This is a genomic window from Enterococcus sp. LJL90, from assembly GCF_056924355.1.
The window spans coordinates 26,601-48,064 of the sequence record NZ_JBXPBQ010000008.1 but is presented as its reverse complement, the minus strand read 5'-3'; the positions used below and the strand labels follow the sequence as shown (position 1 = coordinate 48,064).

Here is a 21,464-nt window from a genome sequence, read left to right as displayed (position 1 = left end):
TTCACCTCAATTGAAGCTGACATCTGGAGCTTGGTCAGCACCTTCTTCGGCGGCAAAGTTGGCTTTTTTATCAAAGCCTAACAAACCGGCGACAATATTTTTAGGAAAAGCAATTAATTGTTGATTATAAGTTTGCACTTCGTCAATATAATTTTTCCGCTCAACAGCAATGCGGTTTTCACTACCTTCTAGTTGCGTCATTAAGGTTTTAACATTTTCATTGGAGCTTAACTCTGGATAGCTTTCTTGAATCACGTTTACTAAAGTCCCAACGCTTTGTTCCAGTTGGTCATTGGCGGCAATTTGTTCCTCTGGTGTTGTGGCATCATCAAAGGACTTGCGGGCTTCGGTAATCGTTTGAATAATCTCGCTTTCATGATCCATGCTTCCTTGGACACTACTCACTAGATTTGGAATCAAATCAGCCCGCCGTTGCATCACATTTTCTACTTGCGACCAAGTGGCATCCACGTTATTCTCTGCTCGAGCCAAGGAGTTGTAAGTGGTGACAAAGTAACCGCCAATTGCAATGATAACGACTGCAACGACCCCTAAAATAATCCATCCCGTTTTACTTTTTTTCATATTTTTTCATCCCTTTCGTTCCACTGTCAGCAGGTGCTTGAATTTTAGTGGAATGATTTAATAATATCAGAATAAAAAAAACTAACATCAGTCTTTAGGAGTAGAAAAAAAAGACTAAGACAATTTGTTGCACGTTGTCTTAGTCTAACCCGTGAGGCGGCAACTATTGACAGAGGCCGGCTACTCAAGGGGGAATGCATTAAATTTTGAGGTTCGTGTATTGTGTGTCTTGGCAAGACGACTATTCTAAAATATAAAGTGTCTCAATTTTTTCTAAGAAAACCTTGGTGTCAGGAATTTCACGATCTTGATAAGCAATTAACGAACCTTTGCCGACAATATAATACCAAAACATTTGAAACATAGCATTGCGCTCATCTTCTTCTAAACTGTCATAGTCGTGCTGTTCCTTGGCAATTTGGTTGAAGTAGCCACGGATATAACCCTCCACCCGCATACTGCATTCTGCATCTTCAACGAAAAACCGCAAAAATTCTTTAGGATATTTTTTGGCATAGGAGCTAACAGTAGCAGACAATCCTTCTAGAGAGGTGATGCTATTCTTTTTAAAATAATTTTCAATTTTGGCGATGATAAAATCACAGAGGCTATCCTTGAACTCTGTCAAGTTCGTAAATTCACGATAGATTGGCTGCGTCGAGCACTTGATTTGTTTAGCGACATTCCGTGCATGGAAATTTTTAAAACCTTCTGCAACAACCAGTTGATAAGCACCATTTAATAAGTGCTCCCGATAAATCTTTTTAGTTCTGACCATAATAAACCTCCTTTGATACAACAACACCCAAAACGTTCAAAATTTTTCAATACGTAGAGACTTTTATCTCTTAAAGTAATTTTATCACATTTATTGGCATTATTTAATCTTTTTTCTTCACTTAATATAATTTGGTGGTTTTTTTATGATAAATATATATATAGGATTTATCAATCGGGACAAAAAAAAGAAAAACTGTCATAGATTGTGACAGTTTTTCCAAAGTTGATTAATTATCTGGTGTCATGACCATTGAAAGAATCATCGGGTGCCGTTCTGTTTGTTCAAACAAGAAAGGCTGGATGGTTTCCGTCATGACATCTCGTAATTTTTGTTCGGTGCAATCTGTTTCTTTAAGAGCTTCTCTTAGTGCGTTAAACAATAACCGTTGACCGGTATTAATCATATCGCCTGATTCCCGCATGTAGACAAAGCCACGGGATAAAATATCTGGACCGGCTAAAATTTCTTTTTTAGCGATATCGATAGTCGCTACTACTAAGACTAAGCCTTCTTCAGATAAAATACGGCGGTCCCGTAAGACCACATTGCCGATATCGCCAATGCCGCTGCCGTCAACATAGACGTCACTGGCATTAAAATGGCCAGCTTGGCGAGCAGAGTCTGCTGTCAGAGCTAAAACATCGCCGTTGCCCATGATAAAACAATTTTCAGCTGGCACGCCGGTATCTTGGGCCAATTGGGTATGGATTTTCAACATCCGAAATTCCCCGTGGACTGGCATAAAATATTTTGGCTTCATTAAGCGCAGCATCAATTTTTGTTCCTCTTGGCCACCGTGACCAGAGGTATGAATATTGTTAATTTTTCCGTGAATTACGTTGGCACCAGCCTCTGATAATAAATTAATCAGCTGGTTAACACTGGTGGTATTGCCAGGAATCGGCGAGCTAGAAAAAATCACCGTATCATCCGGTTGTATTTGAATTTGCCGGTGGGTACCGTTGGCAATTCGACTTAAAGCCGCCATTGGTTCACCTTGAGAACCGGTACATAAAATCATTGTTTCATTTGCTGGCATCCGATTGATTTCATGGGATTCAACAAAAGTACCATCGGGGACATTGATGTAGCCGAGGCGTTGGCCATTTACAATCGCATTTTCCATACTGCGACCAAAGACGGCAATTTTACGGCCGGTGGCAACAGCGGCATCGGCTGCTTGTTGCAACCGGAAAATATTGGAGGCGAAGCTGGCAAAAATAATGCGGCCATCAATTTTTTCAAAGATTTTTAAAATAGATGCGCCAATTGTTTTTTCTGATTTTGTAAAGGTCGGAATTTCTGCGTTGGTACTATCTGATAGTAAACAAAGGACGCCTTCTTCACCGATACGGGCCATCTTGTGAAGATTGGCCGGTTCTCCCACCGGTGTGAAATCAAATTTGAAGTCTCCCGTAGCTACGACATTGCCGGATGGAGTTTTGACAACAACACCCAAGGCATCTGGAATACTGTGGGTTGTTCTAAAGAAACTAATCGACGTTTTACGGAAGCGCAAAATGGTGTCTTCATTAATTTCATGTAATTCAGCATCCCGCAATAGACCATGTTCATCTAATTTATTCGTAATTAAAGCTAGCGCTAAAGGGCCAGCATAAATTGGGATATTAGCTTGCTTTAAAAGATACGGTACGCCACCGATATGATCTTCGTGGCCGTGGGTGATGACTAAAGCTTTGACTTTTTGGATATTGTTGACGATATAGCTGTAATCGGGAATGACGTAATCAATCCCTAATAAATCGTCTTCTGGAAATTTAATACCGGCATCAATAATGATGATTTCATCTTGGAATTGTACCCCATACGTGTTCTTCCCAATTTCACCAAGACCACCAATGGCAAAAACGCCCGTCTCGTTGTTTTTTATGGAAGGTTTCATATTAGAAGTCCACCAATTTGAATTCTGTATTTTCTTTTTCGTAATCGAGATGGTTACCCGTTAATCCTTGAAGAAATTCAATATTGTATGGGGTGTTTTCTTCAACACGTTGACGAGCTTCGACTTCTGTATCTGCTTCGATGTAAAGCGATTGGGTTTCTTCCCGTTTTGGGTTTCTTTCTTTGCTTTCTTGATAAAAAACTTTGTAAATCATAAAGTATTCTCCTTCAGCCAAAATTGGCAAATTTTTTAATTTTCAGTTCACAATAAAAAAGCTACATGCAAAACCGTTGTGACATAAGTCAAAACAGAATCGAAAGCGGAAAAAAAGCTAAGCTTTGTAGCGCTGCAAAATAAAAGGAAATAGCAACAGAGAATTTTTGGGATTCTCAAGGCAAAATTTTATTTTTGCAGACAGCCAGCTTGTCAGTCGACTTATGGCATATCCATTTGAGTTATTTTCAGTGATGAGGGCCAGCTAATCACTGAAGGAAAGTCTTGGATTACTTTCTTTGATGTAGGAATTTCTTATTCACCGAGTGTGTCAAATAGTTAGGCTAATTCTATCATAGTTAATGAAAGAAGTATAGAAAGTAAGCTAAAAGAAGATAGCCATTGAAAAATTCGTGTGGTATAGTGGGGATAAACGGACTTTTTTCATTTGATCAATAAAATTCTGGATCATCTGGGGAAATTTGAATCAGCGGATGGGCCTGTTTGAGAAAGGGGATGACAGACAGGGCGTCTGGAAGTTGAAAAGGAGAGTAATAAACGAATGAAATTAATGTGGCAGTATACCATGCGCAACAAAAAATTACTCCTAGGAGATTTCATTTGTGTGTTTGGCTTTATTTTAATTGAGTTGGGTCTGCCAACTATTTTAGCAAGAATGATTGACGTTGGAATGGCCAATAATGATTTTGACTACATCAAGCGCCAAGGCCTGTGGATGATTGCCATTGTCGTGGTTGGGATTGTGATGAATATTTTACTGGGCTATTTTAGCGCCCGCATCACAACGAATATCGTCCAGGAAATTCGCAATGATTTATTTGCTAAAATCCAAACGTATTCACATTTAGAATATGAACGTCTGGGTGTCTCATCATTGATTACCAGAACAACAAATGATGCGTATCAAATCATGCTCTTTATGCAAAATATTTTGCGGACGGGTTTTATGACGCCGATGATGTTTGTCGTTAGTTTATATATGGTCATGCGCAGCAGCGCCTCTTTAGGGATGTATGTGTTGCTGGCTCTACCGGTGCTATTGGTTTCAGTATTATTGATTGCTAAATTTTCTGAGCCATTGTCTACTAAACAGCAAAAAAATCTTGATAGCATCAATGGTATTTTAAGAGAAAACTTATCTGGCTTGCGGGTTGTTCGGGCCTTCGTCAATGAAAAATTTGAAGAAGATCGCTTTGAAGTGGTCAATGACCAATATACCCAAAGCTCGAAAAGTTTATTCCGCTTGATGGCGGTTGCCCAACCGGGTTTTTATTTCCTATTTAATATTGTAATGGTCATTATCATTTGGAACGGTGCTGTGCAAATTGATTCAGGGGCTATCCAAGTCGGGGACTTGATTGCCTTTATTGAATATATTTTCCATGCTTTGTTTTCATTTATGATGTTTGCCAGCATCTTTATGATGTATCCGCGGGCGGCAGTTTCCGCGAAACGGATTCAAGAAGCGTTGGATGCCAATCCGGCGATTAAAGATGATGCCGCTGGCGTTACCACCACGGAAAAACATGGCTACATCGAATTTAATAATGTAACGTTTGCTTATCCGGGGCATTCAGAATCACCAGTGATTCGCAATGTCAGCTTTACGGCGAGCCCTAGCGAAACGGTCGCCTTTATTGGCAGTACCGGTAGCGGAAAATCAACGCTGATTCAATTAATTCCTCGCTTTTATGATGTCACCGAGGGAGAAATTTTAATTGATGGCGTTAATGTTGAAGAATATAGCTTGCGGGCCTTGCGCCAAAAAATCGGCTACATTCCCCAAAAAGCGATTTTGTTTACTGGCACAATTGCCGATAATCTTCGCTACGGAAAAGAAGATGCAACCATGGAGGAAATGGAAGCCGCGGCAGACATTGCGCAAGCCTCTGATTTTATCAGCCAAAAAGCTTTAGGCTATGATGAAGAATTATCCGAAGGTGGCTCGAACTTTTCTGGTGGTCAAAAGCAACGTTTGGCGATTGCTCGGGCTGTGATTCGCCGGCCGGAAATTTATGTCTTCGATGATAGTTTCTCAGCTTTGGATTACCAAACGGATGCCAAACTGCGGGCCCGTTTGAAAAAAGAAACGACAGAATCCACTGTGTTGATTGTGGCACAGCGGGTAGGAACCATCATGCACGCAGATAAAATTATCGTCTTAAATGAAGGTAAGGTTGTCGGCGAAGGCACCCATGAAGAATTATTAAAGAGCAGCAGTATTTATTATGATATTGCCGCATCCCAGCTTTCAGAGGAGGAATTGGCATGACAAAATCATTTTCTTCTTTAAAACGCTTATGGATTTATGTAAAACCTTATAAAATGACCTTTTACTCGGTCTTGTTTTTTGTTGTAGTCACAGTCGCTTCGAACGCTTTGATGCCCTATGTGACTGGTTTACCAATTACACGGATTACAGCGAATGTCTTGGCTGGGGAACCGCTAGACTTCGATTACGTGATTATGTGTTTGATTTGGATTGCGATTATCGGTGTCGTCTATTGTATCGCCCAATTATTATCAGGGGTTTTGATGGCCAATGTCGTTCAAAATTCAATGAAGGATTTGCGGACAGATATCGACGAAAAAATTAATCGTCTGCCGGTTTCTTATTTTGACACCCATCAACAGGGAAATGTCTTGTCACGGGTTACCAATGATGTCGATGCTGTCAGCGGTGCTATGCAGCAGGCTGTTATCAACATTGTTTCAGCCTTGTTGAGTATTGTGATGGCGCTGGCAATGATGTTTTATATCAACTGGATTATGGCGCTGATTTCGATGATTATGATTCCGGCATCGTTACTTATCAGCCGGACGATTGTTCGAATTTCGCAAAAGTATTTCCAAAACATGCAAAATGCTTTAGGGGATTTAAATGGGTATGTTCAAGAGAATATGACCGGCTTTAGCGTCTTGAAATTATACGGGCGGGAAAAAGAAACTTTAGAAGGTTTCAAAAAAGTTAACGGTCGCCTGCAGCATTTTGGTTTTAGAGCAACCTTTATTTCTGGTTTGATGATGCCCTTAGTGCAATTAACGGCCTACGCAACTTATATTGGGATGGCTGTACTCGGTAGTTATTTTGTAATTGGCGGCATCATTGTAGTCGGACAGTTACAGGCCTTTATCCAATATATTTGGCAAGTATCTCAGCCAATGGGGAATATTACGCAGCTGTCTTCGATGCTCCAAAGTGCTTCGGCTTCAACAAATCGGGTTTTTGAAATTTTAGATGAACCAGAGGAAATTCAAAATGACGTCGATTTACCGTTGCCGCAACCTTTAGAAGGCAATGTTGTCTTTGACCATGTGGCCTTTAGTTATGATCCGAAAAAACCTTTAATTAAAGATTTGAACTTTGAAGTGAAGGCTGGACAAACGGTAGCGATTGTCGGACCAACCGGCGCCGGTAAAACGACGCTGATTAATTTATTGATGCGCTTTTACGATGTTGATTCCGGTGCAATTAGAGTTGACGGTGTCGATACGAAGGCCATGAACCGCAGCGATGTACGTTCAGTTTTCGGCATGGTACTACAAGATGCTTGGCTGTATGCCGGCAGCATTGCCGATAATATTCGTTTTGGTAAATTGGATGCGACCGATTATGAAGTTGTCGATGCCGCTAAAACTGCCAATGTCGATCACTTTATCCGCACGATGCCTGATGGTTACGAGATGATGATTAACTCAGAAGGGGATAATGTCTCTTTAGGGCAAAAGCAATTGTTGACGATTGCCCGGGCAATTATTTCTGATCCAAAAATTTTAATTTTGGATGAAGCAACCTCTTCAGTGGATACTCGTTTGGAGGCTTTGATTCAAAAGGCGATGGATCGGGTGATGGAGGGGCGCACTAGTTTTGTGATTGCCCACCGCCTATCAACGATTCGCGATGCTGATTTAATTTTAGTCATGAACCAAGGGGAAATTATTGAAAAAGGCACCCATGAAAGCTTGCTGGCTGAAGGCGGCTTTTACGAAAAATTATACAATAGTCAATTCGCTGAAGAAGGGGATTATGACTAGCAAAAAGAAGTCTGCGGACTTCTTTTTTTGTTTTAAATAGGGTAAACTATAAGCAGTTCTTAAAAAAAATTTCGTTTATTCTGAAAGGAGTTTAATATGCGCTATATTGCAAAAAGTGCTGATGTAGTTGGAAAAGTAACTCTAGGTGATGAGGTGACTGTGTGGTTTCAGGCGGTCATTCGCGGCGATTATAATACGATAAAAATCGGTGATCGGACCAATGTTCAAGATGGTACCGTCGTTCATGTGGATACTAATTCGCCGGTCGTTGTTGGCGACGATGTGACGATTGGCCACAGCTGTATTATCCACGGCTGCACCGTTGAAAACGGCGCTCTGATTGGCATGGGTACCACGATTTTAAACGATGCTGTCATCGGTGAAAATTCTTTGATTGGCGCAGGCTCTCTGGTGACAGAACGAACTGTGATTCCGCCGAATTCCTTAGCTTTCGGCCGACCAGCCAAAGTGATTCGTCAATTAACTGAAGAAGAAATTGCCAAAAATCTTGCTAACTCTCGACATTATGTTGAAGCCGGCTATGAATATCTGGCACAGCGTTACGAAGAAATTACGGATTAATAAAAAAAGCCTCCTTCGCATTTTTACGAAGGAGGTTTTTTATTTAATCTAACTTGTTTATTTCAATTTACCGCTGTTTTCCATGACTTCATCAATCAAGCCATAAGCTTTAGCTTCTTCAGCTGTCATAAAGTTATCCCGATCGGTATCTTTTTCGATTACTTCTAATGGCTGACCAGTCCGTTCCGCTAAAATTTTATTTAAACGTTCACGGGTTTTTAAGATGTGACGAGCCGCTATTTCGATTTCAGTAGCTTGTCCTTGGGCACCGCCAAGTGGTTGGTGAATCATGATTTCAGCGTTTGGCAAAGCAAAACGTTTGCCTTTAGTACCAGCTGTCAACAAAAAACTACCCATCGATGCTGCCATCCCTAAGACGATGGTTTGCACGTCAGCTTTGACAAAGTTCATCGTGTCAAAAATGGCCAAGCCGGCTGAGACGCTACCACCAGGGGAATTGATATAAATATAAATATCTTTTTCAGAATCCTGTGCGTCCAAGAAAAGCAATTGGGCAATCACTGAGTTTGCCACATTGTCATCAATTGGGCCGCTCAACATAATAATACGATCTTTTAATAAGCGTGAGTAAATATCATAAGCACGTTCCCCACGGGATGATTGTTCAATAACTGTAGGAATTAAATTCATTTGTAAGGTCCTCCTTTGATTCGTTCAAAAGTAGTTTACCACAAAGTTGGCAGAACGAGTATCTAAATGCTAGTATACCCAAAAGGTCAATAAAGGTCAAATGATAAAACCCGTTTCTGGATACTTTTTAGAACAGGAATATGCTATCATAAAAACTGCAGCAAGTCTTCAAAAACGCAGGAGGAATAATCAGTGGATAATTTAAACATGACGATTTTAATTGCAGCAATCGCCGGTTTTTTTGGAATTTTAGTTGGGGCAATTTTAGTCATTTTTGCCTTTAATTTACGCATCAAATATGACGAGGGCAAAGAACGCCGTAGCCGGGAGCTGGAATACACTGTCAAAGAAATCGAAACCTTGAATTTATTAAATCAAAAGGTCAATGAAATCCTGCAAAAGCGCAATCTCTTTCGCTCGGATTATGTCAGCTTTGATTCCTTTGATGATAATTACATTACGATTGATGATTTTGTATTTCTGCAAACCTTCACCTCGCAAAATAATTTCTATTTGCCGACCTATTTAGTTGAGGAATTTTTTAAAAATAATTCCCATCGACGGGTGATTTTGTCGCCAGAAGAAACGGTTCGCTTAGGTGGTTATACCTATAAAGGCGGCCGGGCTTTGATGGAAACTTTTTCCGATGATTTAGTCAGAATCATGGAGGAGAAAAAAATCTACTTAAAGCAGCTATCCAATCAGCCGCTGAGTTATTTTGTCTCATAATTAAAAAGCACCTGCCTTCTTAACGAAAGTTGTTAAAGCTTTGTCTTCAACTGTTTTGACTTTTGTAAGAGTGGCGGTGTTTTTTTGTTTGCAACTAAACAAAAGGTCGGTAAATCAGCGGCGAAAACAAACTTAAGGATTAGACTGTTTTAAAGGACCATTCAATGATAAAATAAAACAGATTGGAGGTTGCCAAATGACTGAAATTTTTGCTCACCGGGGCTTTAGCAGTGAGTATCCAGAAAATACTTTGCCGGCTTTTTCAGCGGCGCTAGAATTTGCTGACGGTCTTGAGCTGGATGTTCAGCTGTCAAAAGATCAACAGCTGGTGGTCATTCACGATGAAACTTTGGAACGCACCACCAATGGTCAAGGTTTTGTGGCAGATTATACTGCTGCCCAATTGCAAACCTTCAATGCGGGAGCACATTTTGCAAAGAATCCGTTGACGACGCAAATTCCCACCTTTAAAGAAGTCTTGGCGTTATTAATTCGTCAAAATTTCCAAGGGACTTTAAATATAGAATTAAAAACAGATATTATTCATTATCAGGGGATTGAGGCGATTCTGTTAGATTTATTGCAGGAGTATCGCTTGGATTTTCCTATCATTTTTTCTAGTTTTTATCTGCCAACTTTAGAAAAACTGGCTCAGCTCTATCCGGCGGGGAATTATGCCTATATATTTCGCAATGAAACAGATAAAGTGCTGCTAACAGAAGAAACTAGTTTTTTAACGGCGATGCATCCGAAAATTGTTTGGCTGAGAAAGCATCAGCAATTTTTTACAAATGAAGCGCCAAAGAAAAATTGGCTAAAGCGAAAAACACCTGAAAAAGTGACCATTACCAAGCCGCAGCGTTTTTGGACGGTTAATGAAGAAGCAGATTTGAAATTATGCTTTGCCAATCAGGTGGCGGGGATTTTTACAGATAATCCCCGATTTGCTAGAGAGGTACAGGCAAAAATGTATGGATAAAGTTTTGGTAATTGTCGGGCCGACCGCCGTTGGCAAAACGGCTCTCAGTATTGAACTGGCCCAAAGATTTGACGGCGAAATTATCAGTGGCGATTCCCTGCAAATTTATCAAGGGCTAGATATCGGCACCGCCAAAGTCACGGAAGCGGAGATGGCGGGCATCCCCCATTACTTGATTGATGAAATTTCGATGGCTGAAAATTATTCCGTCGCCGATTTTCAACTCAAGGCCCGTCAAAAAATCAGTGAGATTACCAAACGCGGCAAACTGCCGATTGTAGTCGGCGGTACGGGTCTTTATATTCAAGCGCTGCTCTACGATTTTCAATTAGGCGCCCCGACAACAGCTGCTGAGGTGGCCAGTCAGCGGATTCGTGAAAAATACGAAGCCTTGGCCGAAAAAATTGGCAATCAAGGACTCTGGGAATCATTAGCGGCAGTGGATCAAGCCGCTGCTGCCAAAATTCATTTTAATAATCGCCGCAAGGTTATCCGCGCTTTAGAAGTCTTTGAACTGACTGGCAAAAGTATTTTTGCCCAAGAAAAGCCAAAAGCCTTGTATGATTATTTGATGATTGGCTTGGATACTCAAAGACAACAGCTTTATGAGCGGATAAATCTGCGGGTAGATTTAATGCTGGAGCAGGGCTTGTTAAAAGAAGCCGAGCTGTTGAGCCAGCATCCAGACTATCAATCAGCACAGGGCATTGGCTACAAAGAATTTTTTGCCTATTTAAAAGGCGAAGAAAATTTGGCGGATGCCGTGGCGGCAGTGAAGCAAAATTCCCGTCGTTACGCAAAAAGACAATTAACCTGGTTTCGCAATCGTAGCCAGGCTCAGTGGTTTGATTTATTAGAAGATTCTTCAGCTCTAGAGAAAATTATCGAGCTGACTACCAAATGGCTGACTGAAGGAGGGCAAGGGTAAGTTGGAAAAAGTTATCTTAGTCGGTGTGGAGACACCAGAAAATAATCGCAATTTTACAGAATCGATGCTGGAATTAAAAGGCTTGACCAAAACAGCTGACGGCGAAATTGTCTATACGCTGATTCAAAAACGGCCGAAGTTTGATTCCCAAAGCATTATCGGCAAAGGAAAATTAGCCGAGTTAGCGCAATTGGCGGAAGCCCACGAAGCAGATTTAATTATTTTTAATCATGAATTAAGTCCCCGCCAAAGCCAAAATATTGCCGAAGTCATCGCCGTGCCGGTCATTGATCGTGTCCAGCTGATTTTAGATATTTTTGCCTTGCGGGCCCGTTCAAAAGAGGGTAAACTACAGGTGGAATTGGCTCAGCTGAATTATTTATTGCCACGACTTGTGGGACAAGGAAAAAATCTTTCCCGATTAGGCGGCGGCATCGGTACGAGAGGTCCCGGGGAAACTAAATTAGAAACAGACCGACGCCATATCCGTAATAAAATTACTGCCATCAAAAAAGAATTAAAAGAAGTGGCGGCGCATCGGGAACGCAGTCGCCAAAAACGTCAAAATGAGGTGTTCCAAATTGGTTTAATCGGCTACACGAATGCCGGCAAGTCAACCGTGTTGAATTTGTTGACCAGTGCGGAAACTTACGCCAAAGACCAATTGTTTGCGACTTTGGATCCTTTGACAAAGAAATGGAAGCTGCCGCAAGGGATGGAAGTGACCATTACTGATACGGTTGGCTTTATTCAAGATTTACCAACGCAATTAGTCGATGCTTTCCACTCTACTTTAGAGGAAAGTGCCACGGTTGATTTACTTTTACATGTCGTGGATGCCTCTTCACAAGATCGCCTTTTGCAAGAAAGTACGGTCTTGTCTTTGATGGAGGATTTAAAAATGGCCGGCAAACCCGTGCTGACCATCTACAATAAAGCGGACAAAATTAATCCCAATGAATTTATTCCCAGCTTATTTCCAAGCGTGCTGATATCTGCGAAAAGTTCCACCGGCCGGGAGACAGTCACAGAGGCAATCCGCCGGCAGATGATGGAGATTTTGCAGCCATATCAAATCAGCCTGCCTAGTTCCAGCGGTAAAGAATTAAGTGAATTGAAGCGGCAGACATTAGTTGTCGATGAAAAATTTGATGAGTTTAATTCGACTTACAACGTACGCGGTTTTGCCCAAGAAGGTTCCCGTTGGTTACCACGGGACTTGCCGAAGGAAGAATTTTAAAAAAATGCGATAACCTTAAGAAAAAGACCAATACTCTTTTTCTTAGGGTTATTTATTTTTTTCTGATTAGTTTTCAGATAGGGAATGTATCCGATGTCAGAAAACTATTTTTCTTTATGTTAGAAAATGTCACATAAAAGGGTTGACAGTAAAAAAAGAAATTGGTATTCTAAAAACAGCTTAAAAAGATATACCTGTTGCAAGAGAAAATTGTCGGGAGGTAGCGCCATGCAAGAAAAAGAGCTCCGACGCTCCATGTCTGTTTTTCCAATTGGTACAGTGATGAAGCTCACGGACTTATCTGCACGACAGATTCGTTATTACGAGGAGCAAGATTTAATTCATCCCGAGCGGAGCGAAGGAAATCGTCGGCTGTATTCTTTAAATGACATTGACGTGTTGTTAGAAATTAAAGATTATCTCTCTGACGGCTTGAACATGGCCGGCATTAAACGAGTGTATGAGATGAAGATCGCCGAAGAAAAGAAAGCCAAAGAAGCTAAGCGTCATTTGACTGACAATGACGTCAGAAGAATTTTACATGATGAAATGCTGGCTCAAGGGAACATGCATCAACAAAGTCCATTTCAAACAGGTCCCAGATTTTAAGACCCGTTTGTGGAAATAAAAAAAATGAAGTACAAGGAAGGGATATTATGCCAAAAAAAGATTATACTGCAGCCGACATTAAACGAATTGTTGAAGAAGAAAACGTGCGCTTCTTGCGCCTGATGTTCACTGACATTATGGGAACAATTAAAAACGTGGAAGTTCCCGTCAGCCAATTAGATAAAGTTTTAGAAAATAAAATGATGTTTGATGGGTCTTCAATTGAAGGCTTTGTGCGGATTGAAGAAAGCGACATGTATTTATTCCCAGATTTAAGCACTTGGATGATCTTCCCTTGGGAAAGCGATCATGGAAAAGTTGCGCGCTTAATCTGTGACATTTACAATCCAGATGGCACTCCATTTGCTGGTGATCCTCGAGGCAATTTAAAACGGGCTTTAACTGACATGCATGAGTTAGGTTTCACTTCCTTCAACTTAGGACCTGAACCAGAATTTTTCTTATTCAAGTTAGATAAAGACGGCGAAATTACGATGGACCTAAATGATAAAGGTGGCTACTTTGACTTTGCACCAACTGACTTAGGAGAAAATTGCCGTCGCGATATCGTTTTAGAATTAGAAAGCCTTGGCTTTGAAATGGAAGCTTCTCACCACGAAGTTGCTCCAGGACAACACGAAATTGATTTTAAATATGCTGACGCAGTAGAAGCATGTGATAATATCCAAACCTTCAAATTAGTTGTAAAAACAATTGCTCGCAAACACGGCTTGCACGCAACCTTCATGCCAAAACCATTATTCGGGATTAATGGATCAGGTATGCACTGTAATATGTCTTTATTTACGAAGGATGGCAATGCCTTCTTCGATGAAAATGGTCCAATGCAATTGAGCCAAACTGCTTACCATTTCTTAGGCGGCTTGTTGGAACATGCGCGGGCTTTCACTGCAGTATGTAACCCAACTGTTAACTCATACAAACGTTTAGTACCAGGTTATGAAGCACCAGTTTATGTTGCTTGGTCTGGCCGCAACCGTTCTCCATTGGTGCGGGTACCTGAATCTCGTGGTCTATCCACTCGTTTAGAATTGCGTTCAGTTGATCCATCTGCTAATCCTTACATGGCCTTGGCAGTCTTATTACAATCTGGTTTAGACGGAATCAAACGGGAATTAACACCGCCACCAGCAGTTGACCGTAACATCTATGTGATGGATGAAAAAGAAAGAGAGGCAGCACAAATTTCTGACCTGCCTTCAACTTTACACAACGCTGTTAAAGCTTTACGTAAAGACCAAATCGTTTTAGATGCTTTAGGTGAACACATTGCCAATAACTTTATTGAAGCTAAACGTTTAGAATGGGCGAGCTTCCGTCAAACAGTTTCTGAATGGGAAGTTGACCAATATTTAGAATTGTATTAATCATCAGTTTAACCGTTAGGGATGGTATCATTTCCTAACGGTTTTTTTGTGTCATCAAAAGCCAAACTTGTGTCAACTGTCTAATTATAAAAAATAAATTTAGCCTACTATACTGGAAAAAAAGAAAAAGGTTATCATCTGCTAATTTCTGATAGCAAAGTTCTCATTTTTCTTTTGACAAATAAAAAATATATTATAATAGAAGAAAGATAATAAGCGCTTTAATTATTGCGTTTAAAACTGATATGAAGAGGTGAAGGAAAAATGATTATTGGCATTCCTAAAGAAATTAAGAACAACGAAAACCGTGTGTCGCTGCCGCCTTCTGCAGTCTATGAATTGGTGCATCAAGGCCATGAGGTATTAGTCGAAACCAATGCAGGATTGGCTTCTGGCATTACCGATGAGGACTATCAAAAAGCAGGAGGTAAAATTGTTCCTGATGGTCAAACGGCTTGGTCAGCGGAGATGGTCGTCAAAGTGAAGGAGCCTGTTCCCGCCGAATACGCTTTTTTCCGGGAAGATTTATTGCTGTTCACCTATTTGCATTTAGCGGCCAATCAGCAATTAACAGATGCTTTGATTGAAAAGAAAGTCACAGCCATCGCCTATGAAAGTGTTGAATTAGCAGATGGGGCCTTGCCGCTTTTAACACCGATGAGTGAGATTGCCGGTAGAATGGCAGCGCAAATTGGCGCCTATTATTTAGAAAAAGTTAACGGCGGTAAAGGAATTTTATTAGCTGGTGTTCCCGGTGTCAGAAAAGGCCGAGTTGTCATCATCGGCGGCGGCGTTGTCGGCGAAAATGCAGCTCAGATTGCTTTGGGTCTCGGAGCTGAGGTCACGATTTTAGATGTAAATATCAAACGGCTAAAAGCTTTAGAAAATAATTTCAATCAGCGAATTCAGACTTTAGTCTCTAATCAAGCCAATTTGACTTCGGCTTTAAAACGGGCAGATTTAGTGATTGGGGCGGTGCTAATTCCTAATCATAAAGCGCCAACCTTGGTTTCTAAAGAAATGGTGGCCGGCATGGAGAATGCTTCTGTAATTGTCGATGTGGCAATTGATCAAGGGGGGATTTTTGAAACCGGTAGTGAAGTGACAACCCACGATCAGCCGACTTATACAAAAGAAGGCGTGGTCCATTATGCAGTGGCCAATATGCCGGGTGCCGTACCCCAAACGGCAACCTATGCTCTTAGCAATCTAACTTTGCCTTACGTTTTACGTTTAGCCAATCAGCCTTTGGAAACATTATTAAAAGCCGATTTAGCTCTGCAAAAAGGAGTTAATTTATGGCAAGGAAAATTGACAGTAGCAGCGATTGCCGATGATTTAAATTTAGCGAAATATAATCTGACAGATTTGCTTTAACTCGACAAATCCTGATAGAAAATTTCTTAACAAAAGATTAGCAGTTTAAATCCCTGCTTGACTTTCGAAAACCAACCTTGTATTATACTGTTTGGGCACCTTTAAAGAGGTCAAGATTTATTTTGAATTCACGCTCCCTGTTCATTTGAATGGGGAGCTTTTCTATTTTTAATAAATTTTCCTACCAAAGAAAAGAAGAGGAGCATTACTACTTATGACCAAATACATCTTTGTTACAGGCGGCGTTGTTTCATCAATCGGAAAAGGAATTGTCGCAGCATCACTCGGCCGCTTGTTAAAAAATCGCGGGCTCAAGGTGACGATTCAAAAATTTGATCCTTATATCAATGTCGATCCCGGGACAATGAGTCCTTATCAGCATGGAGAAGTTTTTGTAACAGATGATGGTGCGGAGACGGACCTAGATTTAGGTCACTATGAACGGTTTATTGATATTAATTTAAACAAATATTCTAATGTTACCACAGGGAAAATTTACTCAGAAGTCCTGCGTAAAGAACGCAAAGGAGAATACTTAGGCGCAACTGTCCAAGTCATTCCCCATATCACCAATGAAATTAAAGAAAAAATCATGCGGGCTGCTAAGATGACTGATTCGGACGTGATTATCACTGAAGTCGGCGGGACTGTCGGCGATATTGAATCGCTGCCATTTTTAGAAGCACTGCGTCAAATGAAGGCCGATGTCGGTTCAGATAATGTTATGTACATCCACACGACCTTGATTCCTTATTTAAAAGCTGCCGGTGAAATGAAAACTAAACCAACGCAACACAGTGTCAAGGAACTGCGGGGCTTAGGAATTCAACCGAATATTTTAGTTGTGCGGACCGAACAGCCAGTTTCACAAGATGTCAAAAATAAATTAGCTCAATTTTGTGATGTGGCACCAGAAGCTGTAGTTGAATCCCGTGATGTGGAAACTTTGTATTCAATTCCATTAGCTTTACAAGCGCAAAATATGGATCAGATTGTCTGTGACCATCTGAAAATTGATGCACCGCAGGCCGACATGACTGAATGGCGGGAACTGGAAAAACGTGTGCTAAACTTGAAGAAAACGGTCAAAATTGCTTTGGTCGGAAAATATGTTGAATTACCAGATGCCTATCTTTCTGTTGTGGAAGCCTTGAAACATTCTGGCTTTGCGTATGATGCAGACATTGATTTGCAATGGATTAAAGCCCAAGATATTAACGCTGAAAATGTTGCAGAAACATTGAAGGATGCTGATGGAATTTTAGTGCCTGGTGGCTTTGGTGACCGGGGTGTTGAAGGAAAAATCGAAGCCATTCGCTATGCACGGGAAAATGATATTCCATTCTTAGGTATTTGTTTAGGAATGCAAATGGCCTGTGTCGAATTTGGCCGCAATGTTTTAGGTCTAACTGATGCTGCTTCAACAGAAACTAATCCTGATACCAGCAACAACATTATTGACTTAATGGCTGACCAAGAAAACATCGAAAATCTTGGGGGGACTTTACGCCTTGGATTATATCCATGTAAAGTCAAAAAGAATACCAAAACAGCTGCCGCTTATGACAATGAAGAGGTTGTACAGGAACGTCATCGCCATCGTTATGAATTTAACAACGGCTACCGTCAAATCTTTGAAGATAACGGTATGACCTTCTCAGGCGTTTCACCGGACAATCGTTTAGTTGAAATTGTCGAACTTACGGATAAAAAATTCTTTGTGGGTTGCCAATTCCACCCAGAATTAATTTCTCGACCAAATCGCCCGCAAAAACTAATCAAAGCGTTTGTCGGAGCAGCGATTGAAAACCAATAAGTAGACTGATTGCCAGTAGATGGGAGTCCTTGGTCAATCCGCTTTTTGCTGATTGACCAGAGGTTCTGTCCGCTGGCATTTTTTTGAGATGCAAAAAGCACTTATCAGACTTCGGTGTAATGTGCCGCCCTCAAAAGTTAGATTAAAAATCTAATTATTTTGGTCACTACACAATCGGTGAAGGTCTGATAAGTGCTTTTTAGTTTTTGGCAAAGGTCAGGCTGATTTTAAAAATTTCTTGCTGATAATCGGCAGCTATTTTCCCTCCCTGCAGCTCCATTAACTGTCGGGCAATATAGAGACCTAAGCCAGTTTGCCCTTGACTGCGGCTGGTGTCAGCCGAATAGGACCGTTGGAAAATTTTTTGACTGTCGAGTACGGGAAAATCGGTATCATTTTTAAAAGTTAAACTAAATTGCCTTGGCTCCTCTAACGTGCCGCTGATTTTGACAAAGGAGCGGCTATAACGCAAACAGTTTTGCAAAATATTTGTAATAATTCTTTTGGTATAGAGGGGGTCTACCAATAATTTTTGATTTAGATTCGTTTCCTCTAAAGTAATTGTCAGCCCTCTTTTCTCAAAATCCTGTTGAAAGGGCATGACGGCTTCCGCCAGCAACTGCGGCAACGAAATTTCCTGATAATGCAGCTGAATATCCGCAGATTCAATTTTTGCCAAGTCATAAAACTGTTCAATCATTTCATTGAGGCTGATCACTTTTTGCAGGACTAACTCAGTATATTCTTGCCGCTCAGTTGAAGATAAGTCCCGTTGCAATAGCTCAGTAAAGCCCTTAATTGAAGTCAGTGGTGTGCGCAAATCATGGGAAAGGTTGGTGACCTCTTGGCGCAGGGCATCATTATTTTTCTGCATCCTTTGCTGCTCTAGTTTGTAGCGCTGAATCAATAAATTGACCTGCTCAGAAAAGCGATTCATCGCCGCATCAGGTAAACTGGTTCGCAATAATTCATTGGTGCCGAAATTTTCTAGAATTTCACTTAGCTGCTGATTTAATCGGCGAATATTGCGGCGCCTTAACAGATTTTGGCTGAGGAGAAAAAGAATTAATAAAATAGCAATGCCCAGTGCTAGCTTCATAAGTCACGTCCTTTTTTATAACTAAATATCCACTCGCTTAAATTTATAAGCGCCTACTGCTAATGTGATAACGGTTAAAGCAATGCCCACCAACCAGCAAGTTGGATTGAATTGGCCGCTACCGTTTAAATAATCATCGAGAATTTCTGCGATTAAGCGGTCGGGAAAATAGCCGGCAATTTCTTGCAGAGAACTATTGAAGGACAACAGCCGTTCTAATAGTGAGCCTAATCCGCCAAAAGCTACCAAGGTTAAGATAAAGTTGGCAACATCGCTGACTGCTAATAAACTCAGCACGTAGCTAAAGGAAAAAGCAGCTAAAATAAGCGGCGCTGTGTTAAGCAGCGCAATCAGAAACTGTGAGTTTGCCTGTGGTTGAACTTCAAGAAGACTGCTTCCCAAGCCAATAAGTAGCAAGCTTGCTAGGATACAGAGGACCGAAAAGGCAGCTAAAGCTAACAACCATTTGCTCCAAAAGATGATTTTCCGCTGCGTACCAAAAGAAATTGATTGGCCGATAATTTCGTGGTTGTGGCTGGTCAGCATCAAAGCGAATAGATAGCTGACAATAATCACCAAGCCGCTCAAGCCTAACACATTGGAATAGAGAAAAGCATTGGTTCCATACGGAAAGTTCGGATCGCTGTTTGCAAAAAAGGAAACGGTCAAGCCAGCTGCGGCAATTAATCCAAGACAAATGCCGCTGACCACATAAAAATTACGGGTTCTCAAAAGTCGGTAGATATCGCTAGTTAAATAATTCATCATTTTTCCTCCTCCACTAAATCCAAAAAATAATCCTCTAAAGAGCCGCCGCTTTTATGCATTTCCTCGACTGTGATGTTTCCTTGGCTCAATAAACGGTTGATTGTGCCGCTTTCTTCCAAATGATTTTCTAAAATCAGCCAATTATCCGGCAACACTTGGTAGCGAATATCAGAATAACTGCGTTCTAAAATTTGGACCGCTTGGCTAGGATTATCCACCTGAAGCTGTAAAGATTTGCGGGTTTTTGCCAGCAAGTCGGCTTGGGATAAATCCTCCACCAGTTTTCCTTGATGCAAAAAGACAAAACGATTGGCTAACAACTCTAACTCCGCCAAAATGTGACTGGAAATTAAAATCGTAATCTGTTGTTCTTGATTCAGCCGTTTTAACAAACGGCGAAAGTCATTAATACCTTGGGCATCCAAGCCGTTAATTGGTTCATCCAACACAAGACAATCAGGATTGGCTAAAAGGGCTAAGGCAATTCCTAGGCGCTGTTGCATCCCTAGAGAATATTCTGCAAAAATTTTCTTACGGGCATCGCTAAGCCCGACAATTTCAATCACTTCGGCTACGCGATTTTGATTGGTGATGCCCCGCTGCCGGCGAAAATATTCAAGATTTTGGGTGGCTGTAAAATCATCGAAAAAGGCCGGAGTTTCAATTAGAAAACTCATTTTATGGCGTTTACCGGTCAGGTTGCTACTCTCAAATAATTGAAAGCTCCCCTCAGTCGCTGCTGTGCGCCCCGCTAAACATTTAAACAAGGTGGATTTACCGGCACCATTTTTGCCGATTAGGCCACAGATTTCTCCTTGTTCTAAAGTGAAGTTAATATCGGTAATCCCCGAACCGTTTTTGTAAATTTTGCTGAGATGTTGCGTCTGAATAATCTTCATTTTTTCACTCCCTTTACTTGATACATTTACTATAAGGGATGTCCTTTTAATATAATTTAAGCAAATCATAAAGAAATCATAAAGCCAATCAGACAAGCATAAAACCAATTCCCCAAATGGTTTTAAGGTATTCTTCAGAGGTCACTTGAGCAATTTTTTTTCTTAAATTAGAGACGTGAACGCTGATGGTGTTGTCATCGCCGTAATAGGTTCCCTGCCAGATAGCCTCGTAAATTTTTCCCTTTGAAAAGACTTCCTCAGGGTGAGCCATCAATAAAGCCAAAATATCAAATTCGGCATTGGTTAATTGCAACAGCTGCTCTTCAATAAACGCCTGATGCTTTTCTTTAAAAAGTGTCAGCTGCCGCCAAGTCAATTGATTATTTTGACTGACAGGCTGGCTTTTTCGCAACTGCACTTCAATCCGAGCTAAAACCTCTGCTTGGTCAAAGGGCTTCGTAATATAATCATCTGCGCCTAGTTTAAGTAGTTTCACTTTATCACTGACATCTTTTTTTGCCGAAATAATGATGACCGGCTGTTGCGGCGGCAGTTGTTCCAATAATTCCTCACCGCTGAGCCCCGGTAGCATCAAATCAAGTAAAACCAAATCAAACCTCTGCTGATTAAGTTGTAACAAACCTTCAGTGCCGGAAAAAGCACTTACCACTTGATAAGTATCCTTTAATAAAATGGTTAACAATTTATTGATGCCATTGTCGTCTTCCACAAGTAAAATTTTTTTCATGAGGGCCTCCGTTTTAAGACTATTGAGTTAAGTATAAGAGAAGAAGGTTGAAAGGGGAATAGCCAGCTTGGATAAAGCTGCGGTTATTGAGGGGCAGTTGCGGATAGAAAAAA

General features: G+C 40.9%; 20 protein-coding genes. 11 read left to right on the top strand and 9 right to left on the bottom strand.

The features are described from left to right. Positions 1 to 6: 6 nt before the first annotated feature. The 4 genes from AC1Z3S_RS15535 to AC1Z3S_RS15520 all read right to left on the bottom strand — a co-directional run bounded on the left by AC1Z3S_RS15535 (position 7) and on the right by AC1Z3S_RS15520 (position 3,483). The gene (locus tag AC1Z3S_RS15535) at positions 7 to 585 is read right to left on the bottom strand and encodes a LemA family protein (protein ID WP_461741113.1); all 579 of its coding nucleotides are present in this window, start codon (positions 583 to 585) and stop codon (positions 7 to 9) included. Positions 586 to 826: 241 nt separating this feature from the next. Next, positions 827 to 1,363 (bottom strand): TetR/AcrR family transcriptional regulator, encoded by a 537-nt coding sequence (locus tag AC1Z3S_RS15530; protein ID WP_265458555.1) that lies wholly within the window; start codon positions 1,361 to 1,363, stop codon positions 827 to 829. A 229-nt stretch (positions 1,364 to 1,592) separates the two neighbouring features. After that, positions 1,593 to 3,269 (bottom strand): ribonuclease J1, encoded by a 1,677-nt coding sequence (rnjA, locus tag AC1Z3S_RS15525; RefSeq protein WP_265458557.1) that lies wholly within the window; start codon positions 3,267 to 3,269, stop codon positions 1,593 to 1,595. 1 nt (position 3,270) lies between these two features. After that, positions 3,271 to 3,483 (bottom strand): DNA-directed RNA polymerase subunit epsilon, encoded by a 213-nt coding sequence (locus AC1Z3S_RS15520; RefSeq protein ID WP_265458558.1) that lies wholly within the window; start codon positions 3,481 to 3,483, stop codon positions 3,271 to 3,273. A 561-nt stretch (positions 3,484 to 4,044) separates the two neighbouring features. Between AC1Z3S_RS15520 and AC1Z3S_RS15515 the strand changes: the two genes are divergently transcribed. The 3 genes from AC1Z3S_RS15515 to AC1Z3S_RS15505 all read left to right on the top strand — a co-directional run bounded on the left by AC1Z3S_RS15515 (position 4,045) and on the right by AC1Z3S_RS15505 (position 8,120). After that, the gene (locus tag AC1Z3S_RS15515) at positions 4,045 to 5,775 is read left to right on the top strand and encodes an ABC transporter ATP-binding protein (protein WP_461741112.1); all 1,731 of its coding nucleotides are present in this window, start codon (positions 4,045 to 4,047) and stop codon (positions 5,773 to 5,775) included. Further along, positions 5,772 to 7,538, top strand: coding sequence for an ABC transporter ATP-binding protein (locus AC1Z3S_RS15510; RefSeq protein WP_461736459.1), 1,767 nt, complete (start codon positions 5,772 to 5,774; stop codon positions 7,536 to 7,538). The genes AC1Z3S_RS15515 and AC1Z3S_RS15510 overlap by 4 nt, the downstream gene beginning before the upstream one ends. A gap of 96 nt (positions 7,539 to 7,634) precedes the next feature. Continuing rightward, positions 7,635 to 8,120 carry a gamma carbonic anhydrase family protein gene (locus AC1Z3S_RS15505; protein ID WP_461741111.1) on the top strand — a complete coding sequence of 162 codons (486 nt, stop codon included), beginning with the start codon at positions 7,635 to 7,637 and terminating at the stop codon, positions 8,118 to 8,120. Between the two features lie 57 nt (positions 8,121 to 8,177). Here the strand turns inward: AC1Z3S_RS15505 and clpP are convergent, their stop codons facing one another. Continuing rightward, a complete protein-coding gene (clpP, locus tag AC1Z3S_RS15500) occupies positions 8,178 to 8,771 on the bottom strand; it encodes an ATP-dependent Clp endopeptidase proteolytic subunit ClpP (protein WP_265458566.1) in 594 nt (197 codons plus the stop codon). Between the two features lie 207 nt (positions 8,772 to 8,978). Between clpP and AC1Z3S_RS15495 the strand changes: the two genes are divergently transcribed. The 8 genes from AC1Z3S_RS15495 (at position 8,979) to AC1Z3S_RS15460 (ending at position 17,837) form a co-directional block, all read left to right on the top strand. Continuing rightward, positions 8,979 to 9,500: a hypothetical protein gene (locus tag AC1Z3S_RS15495; RefSeq protein ID WP_265458762.1), complete on the top strand. Its 522-nt coding sequence runs from the start codon at positions 8,979 to 8,981 to the stop codon at positions 9,498 to 9,500. A gap of 196 nt (positions 9,501 to 9,696) precedes the next feature. Beyond that, on the top strand, positions 9,697 to 10,479 hold the full coding sequence (locus AC1Z3S_RS15490) for a glycerophosphodiester phosphodiesterase family protein (protein ID WP_461741110.1): 783 nt from the start codon (positions 9,697 to 9,699) through the stop codon (positions 10,477 to 10,479). Continuing rightward, entirely contained in the window at positions 10,472 to 11,407 is a 936-nt protein-coding gene (miaA, locus tag AC1Z3S_RS15485) for a tRNA (adenosine(37)-N6)-dimethylallyltransferase MiaA (protein WP_461741109.1), read from the top strand. Before AC1Z3S_RS15490 ends, miaA begins: the two co-directional genes overlap by 8 nt. Before the next feature lies 1 nt (position 11,408). Beyond that, the gene (hflX, locus tag AC1Z3S_RS15480; protein WP_265458572.1) at positions 11,409 to 12,647 is read left to right on the top strand and encodes a GTPase HflX; all 1,239 of its coding nucleotides are present in this window, start codon (positions 11,409 to 11,411) and stop codon (positions 12,645 to 12,647) included. 228 nt (positions 12,648 to 12,875) lie between these two features. Then, positions 12,876 to 13,256, top strand: coding sequence for a MerR family transcriptional regulator (locus AC1Z3S_RS15475; RefSeq protein ID WP_265458574.1), 381 nt, complete (start codon positions 12,876 to 12,878; stop codon positions 13,254 to 13,256). A 47-nt stretch (positions 13,257 to 13,303) separates the two neighbouring features. Then, a complete protein-coding gene (gene glnA, locus AC1Z3S_RS15470) occupies positions 13,304 to 14,644 on the top strand; it encodes a type I glutamate--ammonia ligase (protein WP_461736470.1) in 1,341 nt (446 codons plus the stop codon). Between the two features lie 264 nt (positions 14,645 to 14,908). Further along, the gene (ald, locus tag AC1Z3S_RS15465) at positions 14,909 to 16,021 is read left to right on the top strand and encodes an alanine dehydrogenase (RefSeq protein ID WP_461741108.1); all 1,113 of its coding nucleotides are present in this window, start codon (positions 14,909 to 14,911) and stop codon (positions 16,019 to 16,021) included. Between the two features lie 214 nt (positions 16,022 to 16,235). Next, the gene (locus AC1Z3S_RS15460; protein WP_461741107.1) at positions 16,236 to 17,837 is read left to right on the top strand and encodes a CTP synthase; all 1,602 of its coding nucleotides are present in this window, start codon (positions 16,236 to 16,238) and stop codon (positions 17,835 to 17,837) included. Between the two features lie 199 nt (positions 17,838 to 18,036). Here the strand turns inward: AC1Z3S_RS15460 and AC1Z3S_RS15455 are convergent, their stop codons facing one another. The 4 genes from AC1Z3S_RS15455 to AC1Z3S_RS15440 form a co-directional block, all read right to left on the bottom strand. Further along, entirely contained in the window at positions 18,037 to 18,936 is a 900-nt protein-coding gene (locus AC1Z3S_RS15455; protein WP_461741106.1) for a sensor histidine kinase, read from the bottom strand. Positions 18,937 to 18,957: 21 nt separating this feature from the next. Next, positions 18,958 to 19,701, bottom strand: a complete 744-nt coding sequence (locus AC1Z3S_RS15450; RefSeq protein ID WP_461741105.1) for a hypothetical protein — start codon at positions 19,699 to 19,701, stop codon at positions 18,958 to 18,960. Next, a complete protein-coding gene (locus AC1Z3S_RS15445) occupies positions 19,701 to 20,603 on the bottom strand; it encodes an ABC transporter ATP-binding protein (protein ID WP_461741104.1) in 903 nt (300 codons plus the stop codon). Before AC1Z3S_RS15445 ends, AC1Z3S_RS15450 begins: the two co-directional genes overlap by 1 nt. A gap of 88 nt (positions 20,604 to 20,691) precedes the next feature. Beyond that, positions 20,692 to 21,351: a response regulator transcription factor gene (locus AC1Z3S_RS15440; protein WP_461741103.1), complete on the bottom strand. Its 660-nt coding sequence runs from the start codon at positions 21,349 to 21,351 to the stop codon at positions 20,692 to 20,694. Positions 21,352 to 21,464: the final 113 nt, after the last annotated feature.